At 35.9% G+C, this 20,870-nt stretch carries 20 protein-coding genes and 1 other RNA gene; 19 read left to right on the top strand and 2 right to left on the bottom strand.

All coding sequences use genetic code 11. From position 1 onward, the window contains the following. Nucleotides 1-125: 125 nt before the first annotated feature. The 6 genes from gyrA (at nt 126) to C1634_RS13965 (ending at nt 7,120) form a co-directional block, all read left to right on the top strand. Nucleotides 126-2,726, top strand: a complete 2,601-nt coding sequence (gene gyrA, locus C1634_RS13940) for a DNA gyrase subunit A (RefSeq protein WP_109738621.1) — start codon at nt 126-128, stop codon at nt 2,724-2,726. Nucleotides 2,727-2,754: 28 nt separating this feature from the next. Further along, nucleotides 2,755-3,789, top strand: coding sequence for a tetratricopeptide repeat protein (locus tag C1634_RS13945; RefSeq protein ID WP_103234284.1), 1,035 nt, complete (start codon nt 2,755-2,757; stop codon nt 3,787-3,789). Between the two features lie 210 nt (nt 3,790-3,999). Continuing rightward, on the top strand, nt 4,000-4,836 hold the full coding sequence (locus tag C1634_RS13950) for a 1,4-dihydroxy-2-naphthoyl-CoA synthase (RefSeq protein WP_103234283.1): 837 nt from the start codon (nt 4,000-4,002) through the stop codon (nt 4,834-4,836). A gap of 85 nt (nt 4,837-4,921) precedes the next feature. Continuing rightward, a complete protein-coding gene (gene menA, locus C1634_RS13955) occupies nt 4,922-5,851 on the top strand; it encodes a 1,4-dihydroxy-2-naphthoate octaprenyltransferase (protein WP_103234282.1) in 930 nt (309 codons plus the stop codon). A 17-nt stretch (nt 5,852-5,868) separates the two neighbouring features. Beyond that, the gene (locus C1634_RS13960; RefSeq protein WP_103234281.1) at nt 5,869-6,315 is read left to right on the top strand and encodes an SRPBCC family protein; all 447 of its coding nucleotides are present in this window, start codon (nt 5,869-5,871) and stop codon (nt 6,313-6,315) included. A gap of 118 nt (nt 6,316-6,433) precedes the next feature. Then, nucleotides 6,434-7,120, top strand: a complete 687-nt coding sequence (locus tag C1634_RS13965) for a metal-dependent hydrolase (protein ID WP_103234280.1) — start codon at nt 6,434-6,436, stop codon at nt 7,118-7,120. A 117-nt stretch (nt 7,121-7,237) separates the two neighbouring features. Here C1634_RS13965 and ffs read toward each other — a convergent pair. Then, nucleotides 7,238-7,335, bottom strand: an RNA gene (gene ffs, locus C1634_RS13970) — signal recognition particle sRNA small type. 131 nt (nt 7,336-7,466) lie between these two features. On the opposite strand from ffs, the gene C1634_RS13975 reads away from it, so the two are divergent. The 13 genes from C1634_RS13975 (at nt 7,467) to C1634_RS14035 (ending at nt 20,109) form a co-directional block, all read left to right on the top strand. After that, nucleotides 7,467-8,069: a DUF4199 domain-containing protein gene (locus tag C1634_RS13975; protein WP_109738622.1), complete on the top strand. Its 603-nt coding sequence runs from the start codon at nt 7,467-7,469 to the stop codon at nt 8,067-8,069. A gap of 16 nt (nt 8,070-8,085) precedes the next feature. Beyond that, the gene (locus C1634_RS13980; protein ID WP_103234278.1) at nt 8,086-9,036 is read left to right on the top strand and encodes a glycosyltransferase family 2 protein; all 951 of its coding nucleotides are present in this window, start codon (nt 8,086-8,088) and stop codon (nt 9,034-9,036) included. A 412-nt stretch (nt 9,037-9,448) separates the two neighbouring features. Then, a complete protein-coding gene (locus C1634_RS13985) occupies nt 9,449-10,150 on the top strand; it encodes a GIN domain-containing protein (RefSeq protein WP_103234477.1) in 702 nt (233 codons plus the stop codon). Nucleotides 10,151-10,203: 53 nt separating this feature from the next. Continuing rightward, the gene (locus C1634_RS13990; protein WP_103234478.1) at nt 10,204-11,919 is read left to right on the top strand and encodes a phospho-sugar mutase; all 1,716 of its coding nucleotides are present in this window, start codon (nt 10,204-10,206) and stop codon (nt 11,917-11,919) included. A 17-nt stretch (nt 11,920-11,936) separates the two neighbouring features. Continuing rightward, the gene (locus C1634_RS13995; RefSeq protein ID WP_109738623.1) at nt 11,937-12,848 is read left to right on the top strand and encodes a tol-pal system YbgF family protein; all 912 of its coding nucleotides are present in this window, start codon (nt 11,937-11,939) and stop codon (nt 12,846-12,848) included. Nucleotides 12,849-12,875: 27 nt separating this feature from the next. Continuing rightward, nucleotides 12,876-14,129 carry a pyridoxal phosphate-dependent aminotransferase gene (locus C1634_RS14000; RefSeq protein WP_103234481.1) on the top strand — a complete coding sequence of 418 codons (1,254 nt, stop codon included), beginning with the start codon at nt 12,876-12,878 and terminating at the stop codon, nt 14,127-14,129. Nucleotides 14,130-14,539: 410 nt separating this feature from the next. Then, nucleotides 14,540-14,812 (top strand): hypothetical protein, encoded by a 273-nt coding sequence (locus tag C1634_RS14005; protein ID WP_109738624.1) that lies wholly within the window; start codon nt 14,540-14,542, stop codon nt 14,810-14,812. 21 nt (nt 14,813-14,833) lie between these two features. Further along, entirely contained in the window at nt 14,834-15,619 is a 786-nt protein-coding gene (locus C1634_RS14010) for a GLPGLI family protein (protein WP_103234483.1), read from the top strand. 672 nt (nt 15,620-16,291) lie between these two features. Continuing rightward, on the top strand, nt 16,292-17,278 hold the full coding sequence (locus C1634_RS14015) for a phosphatase PAP2 family protein (RefSeq protein ID WP_103234485.1): 987 nt from the start codon (nt 16,292-16,294) through the stop codon (nt 17,276-17,278). Nucleotides 17,279-17,419: 141 nt separating this feature from the next. After that, nucleotides 17,420-18,142, top strand: coding sequence for a 3-deoxy-manno-octulosonate cytidylyltransferase (gene kdsB / locus C1634_RS14020; protein ID WP_109738626.1), 723 nt, complete (start codon nt 17,420-17,422; stop codon nt 18,140-18,142). A 101-nt stretch (nt 18,143-18,243) separates the two neighbouring features. Next, complete coding sequence (locus C1634_RS14025; protein ID WP_109738627.1) at nt 18,244-18,906, top strand: histidine kinase; 663 nt, start codon at nt 18,244-18,246, stop codon at nt 18,904-18,906. A 35-nt stretch (nt 18,907-18,941) separates the two neighbouring features. After that, a complete protein-coding gene (locus C1634_RS14030) occupies nt 18,942-19,517 on the top strand; it encodes a glutathione peroxidase (protein WP_103232275.1) in 576 nt (191 codons plus the stop codon). Nucleotides 19,518-19,593: 76 nt separating this feature from the next. Further along, nucleotides 19,594-20,109, top strand: coding sequence for a VOC family protein (locus tag C1634_RS14035; protein WP_317047494.1), 516 nt, complete (start codon nt 19,594-19,596; stop codon nt 20,107-20,109). A 99-nt stretch (nt 20,110-20,208) separates the two neighbouring features. Here C1634_RS14035 and C1634_RS14040 read toward each other — a convergent pair whose 3' ends face one another. Continuing rightward, nucleotides 20,209-20,865, bottom strand: a complete 657-nt coding sequence (locus C1634_RS14040; protein WP_103232276.1) for an NAD(P)H-binding protein — start codon at nt 20,863-20,865, stop codon at nt 20,209-20,211. Nucleotides 20,866-20,870 lie beyond the last annotated feature (5 nt).

The following is a 20,870-nucleotide window of genomic DNA, read 5'->3' on the forward strand; positions in this document are numbered from 1 at the left end:
TTGGATAAATTCTACAGCAAAAATCGGCATTTTTTTCGTAAATTAGCCCGTTAATAAAAATCGGAAATAAATAATTTTCAGACTTACAGCTAAAGGTCTGACTATCATTATAATAAAATTTGTTTATGCAAAAAGAAGGAGAAAGACTGATTCCTATCAACATTGTTGATGAAATGAAGTCGTCTTACATCGATTATTCGATGTCCGTTATCGTTTCAAGAGCGTTACCGGATGTAAGAGACGGCTTGAAACCTGTTCATAGAAGAGTACTTTATGGTATGTATGGACTAGGGGTGTTTTCTAATAGAAAATATTTAAAATCTGCGAGAATTGTTGGGGATGTTTTGGGTAAATATCACCCGCACGGAGATTCCTCTGTTTATGATGCAATGGTAAGGATGGCCCAGAACTGGAGCTTACGTTATCCTCAGGTAGACGGGCAGGGTAACTTCGGTTCAATGGATGGTGACCCGCCTGCAGCAATGCGTTATACTGAAGCAAGATTGAAAAAAATCTCTGATGAGATTCTTTCAGACCTAGACAAAGAAACGGTAGATTTCCAGAATAACTTTGACGACAGTTTACAGGAACCAACAGTAATGCCTACTAAAGTTCCGAACCTTTTGGTAAACGGTACTTCAGGTATTGCAGTAGGGATGGCAACCAATATGGCGCCACACAACTTGTCAGAATCTATAGATGCAATCTGCGCTTATATCGATAATAGAGAAATTACGATCGATGAATTGATGCAGCATATTATTGCTCCTGATTTCCCTACAGGGGGGATCATCTATGGATATGATGGGGTAAGAGATGCATTCCATACAGGAAGAGGGAGAGTTGTTTTAAGAGCTAAAGTTAACTTTGACGAAATCGGAAACAGAAACGCTATTATCGTTACTGAAATCCCTTACCAGGTGAACAAAGCTGAAATGATTGCCAGAACAGCAGAACTTGTTAAAGATGAGAAAATCCCTGGTATCTACGAGATCAGAGATGAATCGGACAGAAATGGACTTCGCGTTGTATACGAATTGAAAAATGATGCCATTCCAAATGTTGTTCTTAACCTATTATATAAATATACAGCACTTCAGACATCTTTCAGTGTGAACAATATTGCATTGGTACACGGAAGACCAGAGCAGCTGAACCTTAAAGATATCATTCATCACTTTGTAGAGCACAGACATGAGGTCATCGTAAGAAGAACGAAGTATGAGCTTAAAAAAGCAAAAGAAAGAGCGCATATCCTTGAAGGGTTCATGAAGGTGATCGGAACGCAGGATTCTTTAGATAGAGCAATTTCTATTATCCGTCACAGTGCAAATCCTCAGGCTGCAAAAGAAGGCTTAATTGAGGCATTTGAACTTTCTGACATCCAGGCTCAGGCGATTCTTGATCTTAGATTGGCTCGTTTGACAGGAATGGAGCTTGATAAGATCCGTGATGAATACGATGCAATCATGAGTGAGATTGCCAACTTGGAAGATATCTTAGCGAATGAGCCAAGAAGATTCCAGATCATCAAAGAAGAATTGGTCGAAATCAAAGAAAAATACGGAGACGAAAGAAGAACTGAAATTGATTATTCAGGAGGAGAAATGTCTATCGAAGATATTATCCCGAACGAATCTGTAGTTCTTACAATCTCTCACGCAGGATATGTAAAGAGAACTTCACTTTCAGAATATAAAGTCCAAAGTAGAGGTGGTGTAGGAAATAAAGCGGCAACAACAAGAGATTCTGATTTCCTTGAATATATTGTTTCTGCAACCAACCACCAGTATATGCTATTCTTTACAGAAAAAGGAAGATGTTACTGGTTAAGAGTATTTGAAATTCCTGAAGGCTCCAGAACAGCAAAAGGAAGAGCAGTACAAAACCTTATCAACATAGAACCTGATGATAAGATTAAAGCATATATCAGAACCAACAACCTGAAGGATTCAGAATATGTAAATCAAATGAGTGTGGTGATGGTTACCAAAAATGGTACAATCAAGAAAACTTCATTAGAAGCATATTCAAGACCAAGAGTAAATGGTGTAAATGCAATTGAAATCAGAGATAATGACCAGTTATTAGGAGCTTACCTTACCAATGGAACATCTCAGATCATGATCGCTACTAAAAATGGTAAATGTATCCGTTTCCCTGAAGAAAAAGTAAGAGAAGTAGGTAGAGGATCTATCGGGGTAAGAGGTATTGCGATGGAAGACAATGACGAAGCTATTGGTATGATTGTTGTGAACGATGTGGAGAACGAAACAGTACTTGTAGTATCTGAAAAAGGATACGGAAAGAGAACTGCAGTAGAAGACTACAGAATTACCAACAGAGGAGGAAAAGGAGTTATTACCCTGAACATTACCGAAAAAACAGGAAATCTTATTGCAATTCAAAATGTAACAGACGAAGACGGATTGATGATTATCAACAAATCCGGTGTTGCCATCAGAATGGGAATGGACGAAATGAGAGTAATGGGTAGAAATACTCAGGGAGTAAAAATGATCAATCTTAAGAAAAATGACGAAATTGCAGCTATTGCAAAAGTAGCAATGGATAAAGATGTAGAGGAAGATTCTGAAGAGATTGAAGGAGCTGAAGAAACAGAAGAAGGAATAGGATCGCTATTTGATAACCAGGAAAACAATGAGGAACCTCAGGCTGAAAATGAAAATCAGACAGAGGGAAATGAGAATGATTCTGAAGAATAAATTGTACAATTAATATAAAATAGTTATTATGAAGAAACTAATTTTAGGAATGGCTATCGTAGCGTCAGCTTTTGCTTTCGGACAGAAAAAAGATGCCGCTGCTTTGAATGCCCAGCTTCAAGAAGCTAATAAGGTTGCTATGGATGCATACAATGCAAAAAACTATGCAGCTGCAGCACCTAAGTTTATAGAAGTTTATGACTTATTGAAGTCTAGTGGTCAGGACAATAAAATATATATGTATTATGCAGGACTGAGTCATGCGTTAGCTAACAACAGTGATCAATCCATCAAAATATATACAGACCTTGTTAATTCTGGATTTACAGGAGTAGAAACTACTTATACTGCAAAAGAAAAGAAAACCGGTAATGTAATACCTTTGGATAAAGCGACTTGGGAGCTTATGAAGAAGAACGCTGATTATTCTGATTTCAAAACAGAACAGTCAAAAAGTATAGAACCGGATTTATATGAAACTTTGGCTTCATTACTTCTTAATGCAAAGAAAGGGCCTGAAGCTCTTGCTGTTATCGAAAAAGGATTGGTTAAATTCCCGAACAGTGCTAAACTTAAAGAAGCGCAGACTACAGCATATCTTCAGTCAGGAAACACAGATAAATTTGTTTCAGGATTGAAAGAACAGTTGGCTAAGAATCCAAATGATCCAACAAACTGGTATAACCTTGGAGTAATGCAGGCTAAAAATCCAGCTACTGCGAATGATGCTATAGCATCTTTCAAAAAAGCAATCGAGCTTAAGCCTGATTTTTCTGATGCATATCAAAACTTAGTGTATACTACTATTGGTGATGATTCTAAAGTAGTAGGAGAGATCAATGCATTGAGAAAAGACAAGCCGGATGAAGCTTCCAAATTGATCGACGCAAGAAGAGAAAGATTTGGTAAAGCATTACCATATGCTGAAGGATGGTACAAAGCAAATCCAAAGAGCATTGATGCGGTTTCTGCATTAAAAGAAATTTATGTAGTAACTAAAAACATTGAAAAAGTTAAAGAAATGAAAGCTAAAGAAGCTGAACTAAGCGCAGCTGCAAAGTAATCATTGATAACTCAATAATAAAAAGCCGGAACATGTACTGTTTCGGCTTTTATTTTTTTACGCAAAATATCCTCTGAAACTACCTTTTTACCCAATATCTATACCCTAAAATTAGCCATTCGAAATTTCTCTTCCTTATTGAAATGATGGGTGAATTTCACCTTTAGAATTTCTCTGTAATTCCGTATCTTTGAGAAAAATTTTTATAAGATGATCGAGTGGAAAACCGCCAAGGAATACGAAGATATTACCTATAAAAAATCTAACGGAGTAGCAAGAATTGCTTTCAACAGACCGGAAGTACGCAACGCTTTCAGACCCAAAACAACTTCAGAATTATACGATGCTTTTTACGATGCCTATGAAGATCCTTCAATAGGAGTGGTATTGCTTTCAGGAGAAGGTCCAAGCCCCAAAGATGGTGGATGGGCATTTTGTAGTGGTGGAGACCAGAAAGCAAGAGGACACCAGGGATATGTAGGAGAAGACGGAAGACACCGTTTGAATATTCTTGAAGTTCAGCGTCTTATCCGTTTCATGCCGAAAGTGGTTATTGCAGTTGTTCCGGGATGGGCAGTTGGTGGAGGACACTCTCTTCATGTTGTATGTGACTTGACTTTAGCAAGTGAAGAACATGCTATTTTTAAGCAGACAGATGCTGACGTTACAAGTTTCGATGGAGGGTACGGTTCCGCTTATCTTGCTAAAATGGTAGGTCAGAAAAAAGCCCGTGAAATCTTCTTTTTAGGAAGAAACTATTCCGCTAAAGAAGCTTACGAAATGGGAATGGTAAACAAAGTGGTTCCTCATGCAGAATTAGAAGATACAGCATACGAATGGGCTCAGGAAATATTGGCTAAATCTCCAACTTCTATCAGAATGCTGAAGTTTGCCATGAACCTTACAGACGATGGTATGGTAGGGCAGCAGGTTTTCGCAGGGGAAGCAACGCGTTTGGCATATATGACGGAAGAAGCTCAGGAAGGAAGAAACGCATTCCTTGAAAAAAGAAAGCCCAACTTCGGAGAAGATCAATGGATATCTTAAAAAAGAAATTAGAGGTTAGAAGCTAGATATTAGACAGAATGGTCTTACTAACTTCTAACTTCTACTATCTAACATCTAAAATAATATGACTGATTGGATAAAAGCCGCAAGGCTAAGAACTTTACCGCTTTCACTAAGCGGAATTATTATGGGAGCTTTCATTGCAAAATGGAGATTGTACGGAGAAGGAGGAATCTGGGATTGGAAGATTTTTGCGCTCGCCCTTTTGGTGACACTTCTATACCAGATTTTATCAAATTATGCCAATGATTACGGTGACGGAGTAAAAGGTACCGATGCCAAAAGAATCAATGAAGCTGAAGCAAGAGCGGTAGCATCAGGAAAAATTACAGCAAAACAAATGAAAAATGCCGTGATTCTCTTCTCAGCCTTATCTTTCATTGCTACCATTGCTTTATTGTATGTTGCTTTCATTCCAAACTATATGAATGAATTCTATATCTTCATAGGATTAGGAGTGGCATGTATTCTGGCAGCTATTGGATATACGGTAGGTAAAAAACCTTATGGATACATGGGATTGGGAGATATCTTCGTATTTATCTTCTTTGGACTTGTTTCTGTATGTGGAAGCTATTTTCTGTTTACAAAAACTTTCAGCTGGGATATGTTATTACCCGGAACAGCAGTAGGCATGATGAGTATGGCTGTCCTGAACCTTAACAATATGAGAGATATTGAAAGCGATAAATTATCAGGAAAAAATAGCTTTGCATTGAGAATTGGATTCAGAAATGCAATGATCTATGAAATGGTTCTGTTACAGCTTCCCTTATTACTGATCCTTGTATTTCTAGGAATAAATGGATTCATGCAGGAACAAAATTATTATGTGTTTATCGTAATGATCCTGTTGATCCCATTATCTAAATTAAGAAGAAAGATTTTATCGGTGAAAGAACCGAAAGAATTAGATCAGTATTTAAAGCAGGTAGGGATCCTGACGTTTGTGATGGCAATCCTTACAGCAGCCGGACTGAATTTATTTAACTAAATCTAAAATATTACACCATGAGTTCTACGATCTATGTTGAAGCTCAAATGCTTATCAGAAAACCGATTGAAGATGTTTTTGAAGCATTTATCAATCCTGAAGTAACCACTAATTTCTGGTTTACAAAATCTACCGGGAAATTAGAGGAAGGTAATACCGTTACCTGGGAATGGGAAATGTACGGAGTAAAAAACGTTGTAAAAGTTCATCAGATTATTCCCAACCAGCTTATCAAAACAGAATGGGGAGAGCCTTCGACAAACGTAGATTATGAATTCAAAACCATGGAGAAAGGAACTCTTGTTGTGATTAAAAGCTACGGATTCAGCCAGACTGGCGAAGATCTGCTAAAAGTAATTAACGACAATACAGGTGGTTTTACGACCGTTTTAGACGGTTGCAAAGTCTATCTGGAACATGGGATTAATCTCAGACTGATTGAGGATAAATTCCCATCGAAATAATAAATTAAAGAAAACACAGATGGCACGAATGCTTTCACAAATGTCACGACTCTCATTGTGCTATTTGTGAAATTATTTGAGTCATTTGTGTTTAATAATAATTGAAACTAAATTTAAAATGAAAATACAATTCTTAGGGCAAAATTGTTTCTTGTTTACGTACAAAGACAAGACTATTTTGAGTGACCCTTTCTACAATTACAAAAAAGCGGAATCAGGGTTTGATATTTCCGCGCAAAAAATCGATTATATTCTGCTGACTCACGCACATGGTGATCATATTGCAGATGTAGGAGAAGTATTGCAGCATTATCCGGAAGCTACCATCATTGGAGTTCCTGAAGTATGCGCGTATTTCACACAGGCTAAAAATAGAGACGATGTAAACTTAGGAGGGTCGGCAAAAATCGACGATCTTAAAATTTCCATGGTTCCGGCTCACCATACAAGTTCTTTCCCGGATGGAAGCTATGGAGGCGTTCCTGTAGGATATATTTTCAGATTACCTGAAGGTAAGAATATTTATTTGGCAGGAGATACAGGAGTAATGGCAGATATGGAGCTTTTTCCAAGGCTATACGGAAACCTGGACCTTTCTATACTTCCCATCGGAAGTCACTACACAATGTGTCCTAGAAAAGCTTCTTTTGCAGCAGCAGAGCTGTTGAAAACACCGAAAGTAATCGGATGTCACTTTGATACTTTCCCTGCCATTGAAATTAATCACGAAAGTGCATTAAAGCATTTTGCAGATAAAAATGTAGAACTTGTTTTACCAAAACTAGGCGAGACGTTCGAATTTTAATCAATAAAGGGATAGGAAGTAATCTGAAAATTAGAAAAATGAAAATGATGCGTAAGGTATTAAAAACAAAAAAAGATAATTATCAAATTACCTCTCTTCTCACTTTAAACCAAAAAAAAATGGCAAGCTACCTAAATCACACCGCTACGACCAATTACCTTTGCTGTGTTCCCACCCTGGAGGATTCTCAGGAGCTGGTTGTTTAGGACTTGCCGTTGCAAAGGTAGGAATATTTTATAAACTTCAAAACTTTATTAGAAAAAATTAGTCGAAAAAATGCAGTGGTAAAGCTAAACCCTTGACATTTAGAGAGAAAATTTTTCAACTTTTTTCTAAAAATTTAAACATGACGAAAAGTCCATCAACACTAGGAATTATACTTTTTATCGCTACAATGATCGTTTTCTTTGTAGTGTATACATTTTTTTCAGGAATCAATTATTTTGATATCTCTTTGAAAGCCAATGCTTTTGTACTGCCTCTTTTGTATGCAGGTACTGCTTTTTGGTCTGTAAAATCACATTGGAATAACCACAGAGTGGTAAAATTCAAAGATGCTTTCAAAAGAGCATTTGTTCCGATGTTTGTCGGAGGAATTCTTTCCATCTTCAGTATTTATGCTTTTTTAAACTTTGTAGACCCTGCTGCTAAAAAGCTCTTGAACTACCAATATGTTCAAAGGCAAAAATCAGAATTGGATACAGAATATACTTCTGCAAGAAAAATTATGAAGCATCAGAAAGATATTGATGAGCTGGATCAGAAGTACAAAGAAAGATTACAAAGCTTCACTCCTGAGGCGGTTAAGGGAAAAGATATGCTTACCGCGAGCCATTTTTCAGGATATTTTGCAGCAATTCTTATATTTTACGTAGTTTTGTCGGTGTTTTTCGGAGCATTTTTCAGAACAAGAACGATACATCAGCCCGAAGAAACAAATCAAGAATAATTTTTATTAAAATTAAATGAATTTATCTATAGTTATTCCGTTACTGAACGAAGAAGACTCTCTGGAAGAGCTTTTTTCAAGAATTGATAAAGTATGCACAACCAGCAATTTATCTTATGAAATCTGGTTTGTAGACGATGGTAGTACGGATTTGTCGTGGAGCATTATTGAGAATATGAAAGTACAGCATCCTCAGATCCACGCTATTAAATTTTCCAGAAATTATGGAAAATCACAGGCGCTTCATGCGGCTTTTGAAAGAACAAACGGTGATGTTGTCATTACCATGGATGCCGATTTACAGGATTTCCCTGAAGAAATTCCGGAACTGTATAATATGGTGATTCATGATAATTATGATATCGTTTCCGGTTGGAAGAAGAAGCGTTTTGACAATGTAATGACGAAAAATATTCCGTCAAAACTATTCAATGCCGCAGCGAGAAAAGTTTCAGGAGTTTATCTTCATGATTTCAACTGTGGTTTGAAAGCTTACAAAAGACAGGTTGTAAAATCTGTTGATGTATACGGAGATATGCACCGTTATATTCCGGTATTGGCTGCCAATGCAGGTTTCAGAAGAATTACTGAAAAAGAAGTACAGCACCAGGCAAGACCTTACGGAACTTCAAAATTTGGAACCGAAAGATTTGTCAGAGGATTTCTGGACTTGATAACCCTTTGGTTTGTAAGTCGTTTCGGAGGAAGACCAATGCATTTCTTCGGAGCAGTAGGAACCTTAATGTTTATTGTCGGTTTTCTTTCAGCACTTTGGTTAGGTATTTCCAAACTGATTGATGTTGCCAGAGGAGTATACGGACATTTAATAACCAATAATCCTTGGTTTTATATCGCCTTAACAATGATGATCATGGGAAGTCTTCTGTTTGTAGCAGGATTCTTAGGAGAAATGATCATCAGAACAAACCGCGAGCACAAGAATTATAATATTGATGAAGTGATATAAAAATTAGATTGATATTCAGGTGAAAAACACTGTAATTCAGTTTGTTAATGAAGATGTCTAGCCGATATATGACCATTCCCATCCTTTAGAGGGGTGGCAAAAATTCAAAGAATTTTTGACGGGGTGGTATTAAAAATAATCATTTCAATTCCAATAAATAAAAAGCACTCTGTCAGCAGAGTGCTTTTTTGTATTCTTGAACATATCAGATAAAAAGAAATAGTCTTTTCCTGAAAAGCCAAAAATTGAAAATTATCAGGTATTTTATTGTCAAAAGACAAAGATTTTTAGAAATTTTAATCCTATTTTTGTTCAACATAATATTGAAAGTTCTGTGAAAGACGTGAAAAAAAATTTCTAAGAATTTCAATAAATATCGTTGCAATTGTAATAAAGAATATTTAAAATTAATATGAAAAAAGTTTTATACACATTGATGCTGGTGGCAGTAGTTTCCTGTGGAAAAGTTTCTCCAAAAGGAAATATTGAAAAGAAAGATGTGGATGTATCAGAATTCGTAAACCTTGATCTGGAAGGGAAATTTCGTGTTTTCTATGCCAGAGGTCCTAAGAATTTTGTTGAAATAGAAACCTATCCCAATGTGGCAAGCAATCTGGATGTTGATGTAAAAGACAAAACACTTTTTATTAAAGAAAAAAGAGGAACAAAGGGAGTTGATTTCTATAATGTGACCATTTATTCAAAATATAACCTGGAAAAAGTAGCCGTTGCAGACTCTGTAGAAGTGAATATTTCTAGCGAAATTAAAACCGATAATTTCAGACTTACGATGAAAAATAATGCAAGTTTCATGGGGTCTGTCAACACAAGAAGGGCAGAACTGGAAATGCACAACAGAAGCCGGGCCAACTTCCTGGGGCTGTCCAAAGATGCTGTTATAAAAATCTCAGATACAGCAAGTTTAATCGCTCCTTACTGGAAAATTACCAACCTGAATATCGATTCTAAAAACGGGAATTATGCAGAGGTAAATGTAAAAGATTCTTTGAAAGGACATGTTCAGAACACTGCAAAATTTATCTATTATAACGATCCAATCAGAGCGTTCAAAATTGATAAGACAACGAAAGTTGAGAATAAAAAGCTAGATTAAAAAATATTTAGACTAAGAACTTTAGGAACTATAAAAAAGAACAACATACAAATATGAATACACTAGAAAAAGCGAAACTTTGGTTAAGTGATACCTTCGATAAAGAAACGAGAGATGCTGTACAGGCATTAATCGACAGCAATTCCCCAGATCTGGAAGATTCTTTCTACAGAGAGCTGGAATTCGGGACAGGAGGAATGCGTGGAATAATGGGAGTAGGAACCAACCGTTTAAATAAATATACATTAGGACAGGCTACACAAGGATTGGCAAACTATATGCTGCAGCAGTTCAAAGGAGAAGAGATCAAAGTGGCTATTGCTTATGATGTTCGTCACAACTCAAAAGAATTTGGGAAACTGGTAGCGGATGTTTTGACAGCCAATGGAATCAAAGTATTGCTTTTCAAAGATCACAGACCAACTCCGGAATTGTCTTTCACAGTTCGTGATAAAAAATGTAACGGAGGAATTGTATTAACGGCTTCTCACAACCCGCCGGAATATAACGGTTATAAAGTATATTGGAATGACGGGGCACAAATTGTTCCGCCTAATGATGAAGCGATTATCAATGAAGTATATTCTGTAAAATTTGAAGAAATTAAATTCAATGGAAATGATGATCTGATCGAATGGATCGGAGAGGAGCAGGACGATGTTTATATCGATGCTTGTCTTGAAAACTCTACGTATCAGAATGTTGGAAAAGAAAATTTAAATATTGTTTTCACCTCTATCCATGGAACAACCTATACTACCATTCCGAAAGCGTTGGAAAAAGCAGGGTTCAAAAAAGTAGATCTTGTAAGAGAGCAGATGATCCCAAGCGGAAATTTCCCAACGGTAGACTCTCCAAATCCTGAAGAGCCTGCAGCATTGGAAATGGCAATGGATCTGGCAAGAATTACCAATGCCGATATCGTGATCGGAACAGACCCGGATGGGGACAGATTGGGTATTGCGGTAAGAAATCTTGATGGCGAAATGCAGCTCTTAAACGGTAACCAAACCAATACCATCCTTACTTATTACATTCTGAACGAATGGAGAAAGCAGGGAAGAATTACAGGAAAAGAATTTATCGGTTCTACGATCGTAACTTCAGATATTTTCTTTGATATTGCACAGAAATTCGGCGTAGAATGTAAAGCAGGTCTTACCGGATTCAAATGGATTGGAAAAATGATCCGTGAAGCAGAAGGAACACAGAAATTTGTGTGCGGTGGTGAGGAAAGTTTTGGATTTATGACCGGAGATTTTGTTCGTGATAAAGACTCTTGTGGAAGTATCCTTTTAGCTTGCGAAATTGCAGCTTGGTGCAAAGCCAATGGAAGAACAATGTATCAGTATATGATCGAGATCTATGAAGACCTTGGAATGTATTATGAAGGATTGATAAACATTGTAAGAAAAGGAAAAGAAGGTGCTGAAGAAATTCAGGAAATGATGAAAAACTTCCGTGAGAATCCACCAAAAGAATTGGCAGGTTCATTAGTAGAAGAAGTGAAGGATTTCAAAGAACAGACAAGTCTTACCATTTCTACAAACGAGAAAAAAGTAATGAATGATATTCCGAAGTCTAACGTATTGATCTATTACACACAAGATGGAACGAAAGTATGTGTAAGACCTTCAGGAACAGAGCCAAAAATTAAGTTTTATGTTTCTGTAAAGGATTCTATTACTTCAGAAGCCGATTTCAGAGATAAATTAAAATCATTGGAAGCTAAAATCGGAGCTGTTAAAACAGATTTGAAACTGGACTAACTCTCTGAAAACAACAGATGATCAAAAAAATAATAGCAGTTTGCTTGCTATCTGCAGCTGTAGTTTCCTGTAAAAAGGAAGCTGCAGTTTCGGAAGTAAAACCGGTAAACGATTCGATTGCTCAAACAGAATCCAAAGAAGATCTGTACAAGCCCATAGACACAGCTTGTTCATCCACCAACAAAACGGAGGATTATGTCACATCTCTTCAATGGTACCGTACCAAAATCGACAAAGAGATGGCTGGAAACAGTCCGGAACAGAACGACAAGGTATATGAAGACTATATAAAAATAAGAAGTAAGTATACAGAATGTCTGATGAATCTGCATAGCAATGTTTTGGATAAATATGTGAATTATTATAATTATGATAAGGACCAATACAATCTTCCGGATAACGTTAAAAAAATAGCTTCAGAACTGAAAAAAGCAGGTCTTGAATTTAGGGAAGTAGGGGAAGGAATGACCGAAATATGGACCATTCCGGGATATTATTCTTCTATTTTTAAAAATAAAGTGACTCCGGATTATGAAGCCTATATTTCAAAGACGGACAAAGAAAGTGAAAGCAATTATGCAGCAGATGCAGGATTGATAATTTCCTGGGAACAGCTGGGAGACAGGCTTATGTTCTGGGAAAATTTTATGAATACATATCCTAAGAGCAAGCTGATAAAAACAGTAAAACAGGATTATAACTACTACTTGTCCGATTATCTTTTAGGAATGGATAATACACCCACCTACGAAAGAGAGCAGGACAATGGAACCGGAAAACTAAACGATGAAAACAGAGCGGAATTCAACAGGATAATCAAGAAATATCCGAATTCCAATACCGCAAAAAAAGCAAAAGAAGTAATCTCCCTTTTTGACGCACAAACGCCGGTAGATCAAATAGATGAGAGAATTAATGGAGAGCGATAATAATAGTAAATTTTAAATAAGAAAAAAGTGAAAGTTTCAAAATTAGCAGCGAACCTGATCGGTTCTGAAATTGTAAAAATTGGTAACGAAGTAAATGATCTAAAAGCAAAGGGAGCAGAAATTGCCAATCTTACTATTGGTGATCTGAATTCTAATATCTATCCTATTCCGGCATTGCTGAAGGAAGAGATTCAGAAAGCATATCAAAATAATCTGACGAACTATCCTCCTGCAAACGGACTTTTATCTTTAAGAAAAGAAGTTTCCAAAGACCTTAAAAAAAGATGGAACCTGGAGTATTCTCCTGAAGATATCCTGATCACTGCAGGATCAAGACCATTGATCTATGCTGTATACAAAACCATCGTAGACGAAGGAGATAAAGTGATATATCCTACACCATCATGGAATAACAATCACTATGCTTACCTTACTTCAGCCAACGCTGTAGAAGTAAAAACAAAACCAGAAACCAATTTCCTTCCCACTGCAGATGATTTGAGACCTCATTTAGATGGAGCAGTTCTGTTAGCATTATGTTCACCATTGAACCCTACAGGAACAATGTTTACAAAAGAACAGCTTTCAGAAATCTGCGAACTGGTAATCGCTGAAAACAAAAAAAGAGGAGAAGATGAAAAGCCGTTATACCTTATGTATGACCAGATCTATTCTAACCTTACTTTCGGTGCTGAGCATGTAGATCCCGTATCACTTTTCCCTGAATTGAGAGACTATACGATCTATATCGATGGTATTTCTAAGTGCCTTGCTGCAACAGGAGTACGTGTAGGTTGGGGATTTGGTCCTGCTCATATCCTTGATAAAATGAAGGCACTTCTTACCCACGTTGGGGCTTGGGCACCAAAACCAGAACAGGAAGCAACGGCTAAGTTCTATGAAAATCCAGAAAATGTAGATATTTTCGTTGACGATTTTAAAGCTAAACTTGAAGAAAGCTTAAAAGTTCTTCACAACGGAGTTCAGGATTTAAGAGGAAAAGGACTTTCGGTAGACAGTATTGAGCCGATGGGAGCACTTTATCTTACCATCAAATTAGACTATATCGGAAAAACAAAACCAGATGGAGGAGTGATTGAAAACTCTTCGGATCTTGTATTCTACCTGATCAATGAAGCAGGAGTGGCTCTAGTACCATTCTCAGCCTTCGGAGAAGACAAATCTGAACCTTGGTTCCGTGCTTCTGTAGGTGGATTGGCGGTTGATGAGATCAAAGTAATGCTTCCGAAACTGGAAAGCGCTTTGAACAATTTAAAGTAATCTTTACATAAAAATAAAATAAATGCTTCGACTCTGTTCGGCATGACATTGTTAAAACAAACGCTGTGTCACGCTGAGCAGAGTTGAAGCTTTTTTTGATTCAATTATCATCACGAAAACTAAATGCTCCAAAAGGCCTTTACAACAATGATATAAATATAATAACAGTATCCACTTAGAGTTTTTTTTAATTTAATGACGTTCTAAACCAAGTTTAAACACTCTTGAAAAAATCTTTTTTTTAACCTTACGGATTACCATAAATGAAAATAAATCATTATTTATAGCTGTTTAAAAGCAAATCATATCGAGCGATTTAACATAAAAAATAAATCCTTTATCGTTTGATTTATTTTTATATTTTTAAGTCGATTTTTTAAATTAATAAATAATCATTAAAAAAAACAAGTATGAAAAAAATGATTTTATTAGCAACAATTTGTGTTGCAGGATTAGTAAGCGCAAAGAGTGCCGAAGTTAAAACAGAAACTAAAGAAGTAAAGGTTACTTCTGCTGCAATTTTTTACTATCATCCAATTACCCTTACATCGTCTTGTGGATATACACAAACTGTTGAAGTCGGTCCAAACGATGCACCTGATTGTTTTTTGACCGACTTGCAGCAAATGGAGGATGAATGTTCTGCTCCTTTTACTAACCCTATTATGGCAGGAATGTGGTAATTGAATAAACTAAACCTTAGGATGCGTAAATACTTTTTAATAATATTACTACTTTCTTTTACTTGTTTGTTTTCCCAAGAAAAAAGTAATAAGTCTATTTCAGAACTCGAAGTTCAATATGAATATTCTTTTGTTAGGGACACAACAGACACGGACCCAAATCATCGGTTTAAAGAGCTTATGCTTTTAGATTTTAATTCCAAGTCTTCGATATTTTTTAGTCAACAATATGCAGCTGCAAGAGAAGCGGTAAAGAAAGCAACTGTTGCTGCTCAAACATCAAGTAACGTTGAAATTAAAGCTGCTGAACTACCAAAATATAAAGTGGGATATTCTGTATATAGGGAAGATTCTAAAATTTATTTTACATCTAATATAAATCGTGACTTCTTTACATTTGAAAACACTTATTTGAATTGGGATACTAACTATAAAGACGTAAAAACTATTCTTGGATATAAGTGTAATAAGGCTACTACAAAATTCGGTAATAGAGTTTTTACAGCTTGGTACACTAAAGATATTCCAATTTCTGAAGGACCATATAGATTTAAAGGTCTGACTGGTTTAATTTTAGAAGTTAGCGATCAAAATAAATATCATTCATTTAAAGCGGTTGGAATTGTAAAAAAAGCTGTTGAAATTGAACCTTTACAGAAAGGAATTCCGGTAACAAAGGAACAGTATATTAAAAAGAGAGAAGAATTTAAAAATAATCCGTATCCACAAAGTAAAACTCTTACAAAGGAAAGAAGAGATCAAATGATTGAAGCTTTTAAAAAAGATAATAATTCAATCGAAAACTAAAATGCGGAGCTGTCCTTTTGGACAGCTTCATTCTTTTATATAGTAAAATCAATCAGCTTTATTTTAGTCATTTTTTATCAGTCCCACTTCCAGGATTTTACCCTTATTACATGCCGGATAGAGTTGTATTACGGTTTAAAATTAAAAGACAATGTAGGAAGTATTTTAACCCAAGAAAGAATAAAACGGTATTCTGATAAACCCCCAAAAATTGATACATTTGATTTTGACTCTCCAGCTGTAGGCGAGATGGAATAGGAGGTGCTATACTTTCTGTTATTGTATGGATTATATTTTCTATTGTATTGATATTCCTTTTATATTTTCTTGGACTATTCTTTTGGTCATCCGTCTTATTTTTGGCAGCTATGTTGTATTGGATTTTTTTCCGGGCTTTGAGATTGGTATTTAAAAACTCAGGAAAATGTAAAGGAAACATAGTAAAAAGCCTTGGATTCGGATTTTTATATTCTTCATTATATGTTTTTTGGATCTATGGAATTATTCTTTTGATCAAGTATGTTAACTAAATAACACCTCAGATTACAGTATTTCATGTAAAAAAATTAAATAAATATTAAAAATTAAATAAATATTTTGTTCTAAACTCAGCTAGGAACTAACTTTGGGCTTTTACACACACCTAAATATAATAAAGTCGAAAATTACACGATGAAAAAACTGAGATTTCTACTCTTACCAGTTTCAATACTGGTATGCTCACAAGAGGTTGATACACTGAAGGTAAAAGAACCACCAAAGGAAGTTGATTTACCAAAAGTACAGACCTACACCTTAAAAGACGGTTCTGTCAGAACTTACCCCAAGCCCAAATTATTTGATTTTGTAACCAAATTACCCAGAAACTTTATCAATACAAATAAAGATTTCGTAGCCAAAGATCATGCTTATTACCTGGGAGGAGCCGTTGCAAGTACCTTGATTCTTCTGCCATTTGACCAAAAACTAATTGATAATTCAAGAGAGTTGGGAGAAAGATGGGGAATGGATAAGGATAATAACTACAACAAAGTGGCTGGCGTCTTTAAAATTCCTAAAGATATCGGATCCACCCTATACCTGATTGGTAATGGTTCCACACTAGTCTTGCTGGGAATTGGTTTTGGAACCTATGGTTTGATCAAAAATGATTATAGAGCACAAGCTACAGCCAGTGGCTTAATGGAGAGTTTAATTCTTTCCGGAGTTTTCACTCAAACTATTAAAAGAATTACCGGAAGAGAAAGTCCTTTTATTGCAGAGATCAACGGTAATAAAGGAGGAGCCTGGAATCCCTTTCCAAGTTTTTCAGAATTTGGGAAGAATACCTCAAATTATGATGCCATGCCATCCGGACACTTAACAACATTTATGGCAGGTATCACGGTGATTGCAGACAATTACCCGGATGCAGTATGGATAAAACCGGTGGGATATACATTAGCCGGAGCTTTATGCTTTCAGATGATGCAAAGTAAAGTTCACTGGGCCTCAGATTACCCATTAGCCTTATTAATGGGGTATTTTATTGGTAAAACCATATCAAAAAGCAGATATACTTCATCAGAAGGGACGATAGGGAAAACAAAATATAATCTCAACTTTACAGCATCCCGCCAATGGGAATATAATATGGTAGGGGTAAAACTCTCTTTCTAAACTGCTGAAATCTCTGTTTTGTAGAGTAAATAAGATACTTTTCACTACATTTGATCTCAATATGAAAGAATCATTACAGCTTTTGTAAAGACTGGGATGAAACCTATTGAATTAAAGAGAATTACTTAATATTTTTATTGAATGAAAATAATCGCTGTTATTCCTGCACGTTACGAAGCAAGCCGTTTTCCGGGAAAACTAATGCAGATTTTAGGAGAAAAAACCGTTATCACCACCACTTATCAGAATGTTGTAGAAACAGGACTGTTTGATGAGGTTTTTGTGGCAACAGACTCAGAAATTATTTTTGATGAAATCGTAAAAAACGGTGGAAAAGCCGTAATGACAGGACAGCATGAGACAGGAAGCGACCGTATTGCTGAAGCAGTACAGAATATAGACTGCGATATCGTGATCAATGTTCAGGGAGATGAGCCTTTCCTTAAGCTGGAACCTTTACATCAACTGATTGAAGTTTTTAAACATGATGAGCAGCAAGAAATTTCCTTAGCTTCTTTAAAAATACAGCTGCATGAAAAAGAAGAGATTGAAAACCCTAATAATGTAAAAGTGATTACTGATAACAATGGTTTTGCTCTTTATTTCAGCCGTTCTGCAATTCCTTTTCATAGAGAAGTTTCCTATGATGTAAGCTATTTTAAACATATTGGAGTCTATGCTTTCAGAAAAGAAGCACTGCTGCAGTTTTCAAAATTGGAAATGAAACCGTTGGAAATTTCCGAAAAAATAGAATGCATCCGCTACCTTGAATATGGAATGAAAATCAAAATGATAGAAACCAATTTCATAGGAGTAGGCATCGATACACCCGAAGATCTTGAAAAAGCCAGAAAGTTGATTTAAAAGAATGCTGAAGGTCAAAAAGCCAATTCGCTGATTGGGCCTTTCACCTTTTTTGCAATTTTACATAAATCCCCCTATATTTGAATTTATAAATAAAATTAATGAAGAAGTTACTATTAGTATTTGGACTGATATTTTCGCACTTGACATTCGCGCAGACCGCAAAGGAGATTATAGACAAAAACATTGAATTATCCGGAGGGTTAACCAATTGGAAATTGTTGAATTCTGTTCTGCTTCAGGGAAAAGTGGTATTGGGAATCAAAGATGAATATCCAATAAGAATTTTTCAGCAGCGTCCAAATCTTACCAAAACATTGATTACTACCGGTGGAAAAGAAAATGCAATTGAAGGTTTTGACGGAACCAAAGGGTATGCAATGAACTATGCCGCCAATAAACTTCAGGTATATCCTGAATATGTGCCGGAAAGCTTTGACAATGACTTCATAGACTGGGAAAATAAAGGGTTTGATGCCAAATACCTTGGAAAAGAAAAAGTAGGAGAGATCTACTGCCATAAAGTAGAACTTACCAAGAATGTCAATAAGAATATGTATTATTTTGATACAAAAACTTATATGCTGATAAAAGAAGTGAAAAAAGAAGAAACGCTGGTGTATTCCGATTTTAAAAAAGTAGGAAACTTTACAATGCCTTTCAGAATTGAATCTTCAAGTACAAAAAAAGACGGAGACTATGTGATGTTGCTAAACAGAGTAGACATCAACAAAGTTTTCCCGGCTAATATTTTTAAGTTTTAGTTCAACTGCAGCCTGGCTGTACAAAACGATAAAAAATGAAGAAAATTTTTTTACTGCTGCTTTCTTCTATCGCATTCCTGCAAAGCTGCACCAATCAAAAAAGTGAAATTTCTAAAGCCAAAACCAACGAACTTATGGGAAAAACAATATATGACTTCAACGTAGAAAGTCTTGACGGTAAAGAAATCAATTTTGCTGATTTCAAAGGAAAAAAAATCTTGATTGTCAATACCGCTTCAGAATGTGGATTTACATCCCAGTATGCAGATCTTGAGAAAGTATATGAGGAACATAAAGATAAATTGGTCGTAGTAGGTTTCCCTGCCAATAATTTTGGAGGACAAGAACCTGGAACCAACACTGAAATTGGAGCTTTCTGTCAGAAAAACTACGGAGTGACATTCCCTTTGGCAGCTAAAGTTTCTGTAAAAGGAGATGATACAGCACCGATTTTTAAATATTTAACAGAACAGGAATTAAATGGAGTAAAGAATACAACCATTCTTTGGAACTTCACCAAATTCCTGGTTGATGAAAACGGAAAGCTGATCGATTCTTTTGTAAGTACTACAAAGCCTACGGATGAGGCAATTACAAAATATCTGAAATAAAGATAAAAAAGTATATTTTTACAAGTGGGTGTTTACATCCACTTTTTTTGTTTTTAAAACCCATAAATGATTCTTTATGAAAAAAATAATTTTTACCCTTTGCGTCCTGGCTTCCTTTATGTTAGGGTTTGCTTTTAAAGCCGTCACAGGAAATAAATCGGACGAAACGAAAAGAGTAACCGGTATTGGCGGAATCTTTTTCAAATGTAAAGATCCTAAAAAAATGAGAGAATGGTACGGAAGCCATCTAGGCCTTAATACCAACGAATATGGAGCTGTTTTTGAATGGTATCAGGGAGCTGATAATTCTAAAAAAGGATTTAGCCAATGGAGTCCTTTCAGTGAAAAAACAAAATACTTCCAGCCTTCTGAAAAAGATTTTATGATCAATTATCGGGTGGAAAACCTTGAAAAACTAGTTGAACAACTAAAAAAAGAAGAGGTAACCATTGTTGACAAGATCGAGACTTATGAATACGGGAAATTCGTCCATATTATGGATATTGAAGGAAACAAAATAGAACTTTGGGAACCTAACGATATCGAATATGAAAAATTAGGGCAAAAGATAAACAGTAAAACCACGAAGTAATTTGTTAATAGGTAGCAGGATTTAGGGTTTAGGGAAATTAATAAGAAGGTTTTCCAAACCACATTCATTACCCCGAACCCCGTAACTCGAATCTTTTCACTATTCATTGGTCTTCTCAGCAAAACAAAAGATATTGCCTAGTTTTATACTGGAGTAGCCATTGCTTTTTATTTTTGAAGATTTAATCATTGCTTTTGCCAGAATATCGGTTGGCAGAGGTTTTTGGCTTTCCAGGAGCCCAAGTTTATTAGCAAATTTTATAATACGGCTTCCCAATACTTCCCCGGTTCTTTCCGAATTATTCCTTTCGAGCATTCCTGGTTTGAAAATGGTTATTTTATTGAAATGCAGCTGCTTTACAGCTTCTTCCAGTTCGCCTTTCATTTTGGAATAGAAAATTTTTGATTGTGGGTTCGCTCCATAGGCAGATACCAGGATATAATCTTCCACATCATTTTCTTTGGCGGCCTTTGCAAATTCATATTGATAATTGAAATCTACTTTCTTCTGAGCATCCTTGCTCCCGGCATCCTTTAAAGTAGTTCCCAGACAAGAAAAAGCAACATCTCCCTTCACCATATCTTTCCATTCATCGGGCTTTTCAAAATTCACGATATGAATGTTTAGCTTATCGTTTTGAATATCAACGGGTTTTCTGACGAAAATATCCACTTCATCAAACTCTTTGTCATTCAATAGCTGATTGACCAAATCTTTTCCCGTAGCGCCTGTAGCACCTATTACCAAAGCTTTCATAATAA

Source organism: Chryseobacterium viscerum (genome assembly GCF_002899945.2).
Taxonomy (GTDB): Bacteria; Bacteroidota; Bacteroidia; order Flavobacteriales; family Weeksellaceae; genus Chryseobacterium; species Chryseobacterium viscerum.

Excerpts from the sequence above, each read along its gene's own strand:
- C1634_RS13985 (WP_103234477.1), top strand. The coding sequence starts at position 9,449 with ATGAAAAAAGTTTTATACACATTGATGCTGGTGGCAGTAGTTTCCTGT.
- C1634_RS14035 (WP_317047494.1), top strand. The coding sequence starts at position 19,594 with ATGAAAAAAATAATTTTTACCCTTTGCGTCCTGGCTTCCTTTATGTTA.
- C1634_RS13990 (WP_103234478.1), top strand. The coding sequence starts at position 10,204 with ATGAATACACTAGAAAAAGCGAAACTTTGGTTAAGTGATACCTTCGAT.
- C1634_RS13965 (WP_103234280.1), top strand. The coding sequence starts at position 6,434 with ATGAAAATACAATTCTTAGGGCAAAATTGTTTCTTGTTTACGTACAAA.
- C1634_RS14005 (WP_109738624.1), top strand. The coding sequence starts at position 14,540 with ATGAAAAAAATGATTTTATTAGCAACAATTTGTGTTGCAGGATTAGTA.
- gyrA (WP_109738621.1), top strand. The coding sequence starts at position 126 with ATGCAAAAAGAAGGAGAAAGACTGATTCCTATCAACATTGTTGATGAA.
- C1634_RS13975 (WP_109738622.1), top strand. The coding sequence starts at position 7,467 with ATGACGAAAAGTCCATCAACACTAGGAATTATACTTTTTATCGCTACA.
- menA (WP_103234282.1), top strand. The coding sequence starts at position 4,922 with ATGACTGATTGGATAAAAGCCGCAAGGCTAAGAACTTTACCGCTTTCA.
- C1634_RS14030 (WP_103232275.1), top strand. The coding sequence starts at position 18,942 with ATGAAGAAAATTTTTTTACTGCTGCTTTCTTCTATCGCATTCCTGCAA.
- C1634_RS13980 (WP_103234278.1), top strand. The coding sequence starts at position 8,086 with ATGAATTTATCTATAGTTATTCCGTTACTGAACGAAGAAGACTCTCTG.
- C1634_RS14010 (WP_103234483.1), top strand. The coding sequence starts at position 14,834 with ATGCGTAAATACTTTTTAATAATATTACTACTTTCTTTTACTTGTTTG.
- C1634_RS13950 (WP_103234283.1), top strand. The coding sequence starts at position 4,000 with ATGATCGAGTGGAAAACCGCCAAGGAATACGAAGATATTACCTATAAA.
- C1634_RS13960 (WP_103234281.1), top strand. The coding sequence starts at position 5,869 with ATGAGTTCTACGATCTATGTTGAAGCTCAAATGCTTATCAGAAAACCG.
- C1634_RS13995 (WP_109738623.1), top strand. The coding sequence starts at position 11,937 with ATGATCAAAAAAATAATAGCAGTTTGCTTGCTATCTGCAGCTGTAGTT.
- C1634_RS13945 (WP_103234284.1), top strand. The coding sequence starts at position 2,755 with ATGAAGAAACTAATTTTAGGAATGGCTATCGTAGCGTCAGCTTTTGCT.
- kdsB (WP_109738626.1), top strand. The coding sequence starts at position 17,420 with ATGAAAATAATCGCTGTTATTCCTGCACGTTACGAAGCAAGCCGTTTT.
- C1634_RS14025 (WP_109738627.1), top strand. The coding sequence starts at position 18,244 with ATGAAGAAGTTACTATTAGTATTTGGACTGATATTTTCGCACTTGACA.
- C1634_RS14015 (WP_103234485.1), top strand. The coding sequence starts at position 16,292 with ATGAAAAAACTGAGATTTCTACTCTTACCAGTTTCAATACTGGTATGC.
- C1634_RS14040 (WP_103232276.1), bottom strand. The coding sequence starts at position 20,865 with ATGAAAGCTTTGGTAATAGGTGCTACAGGCGCTACGGGAAAAGATTTG.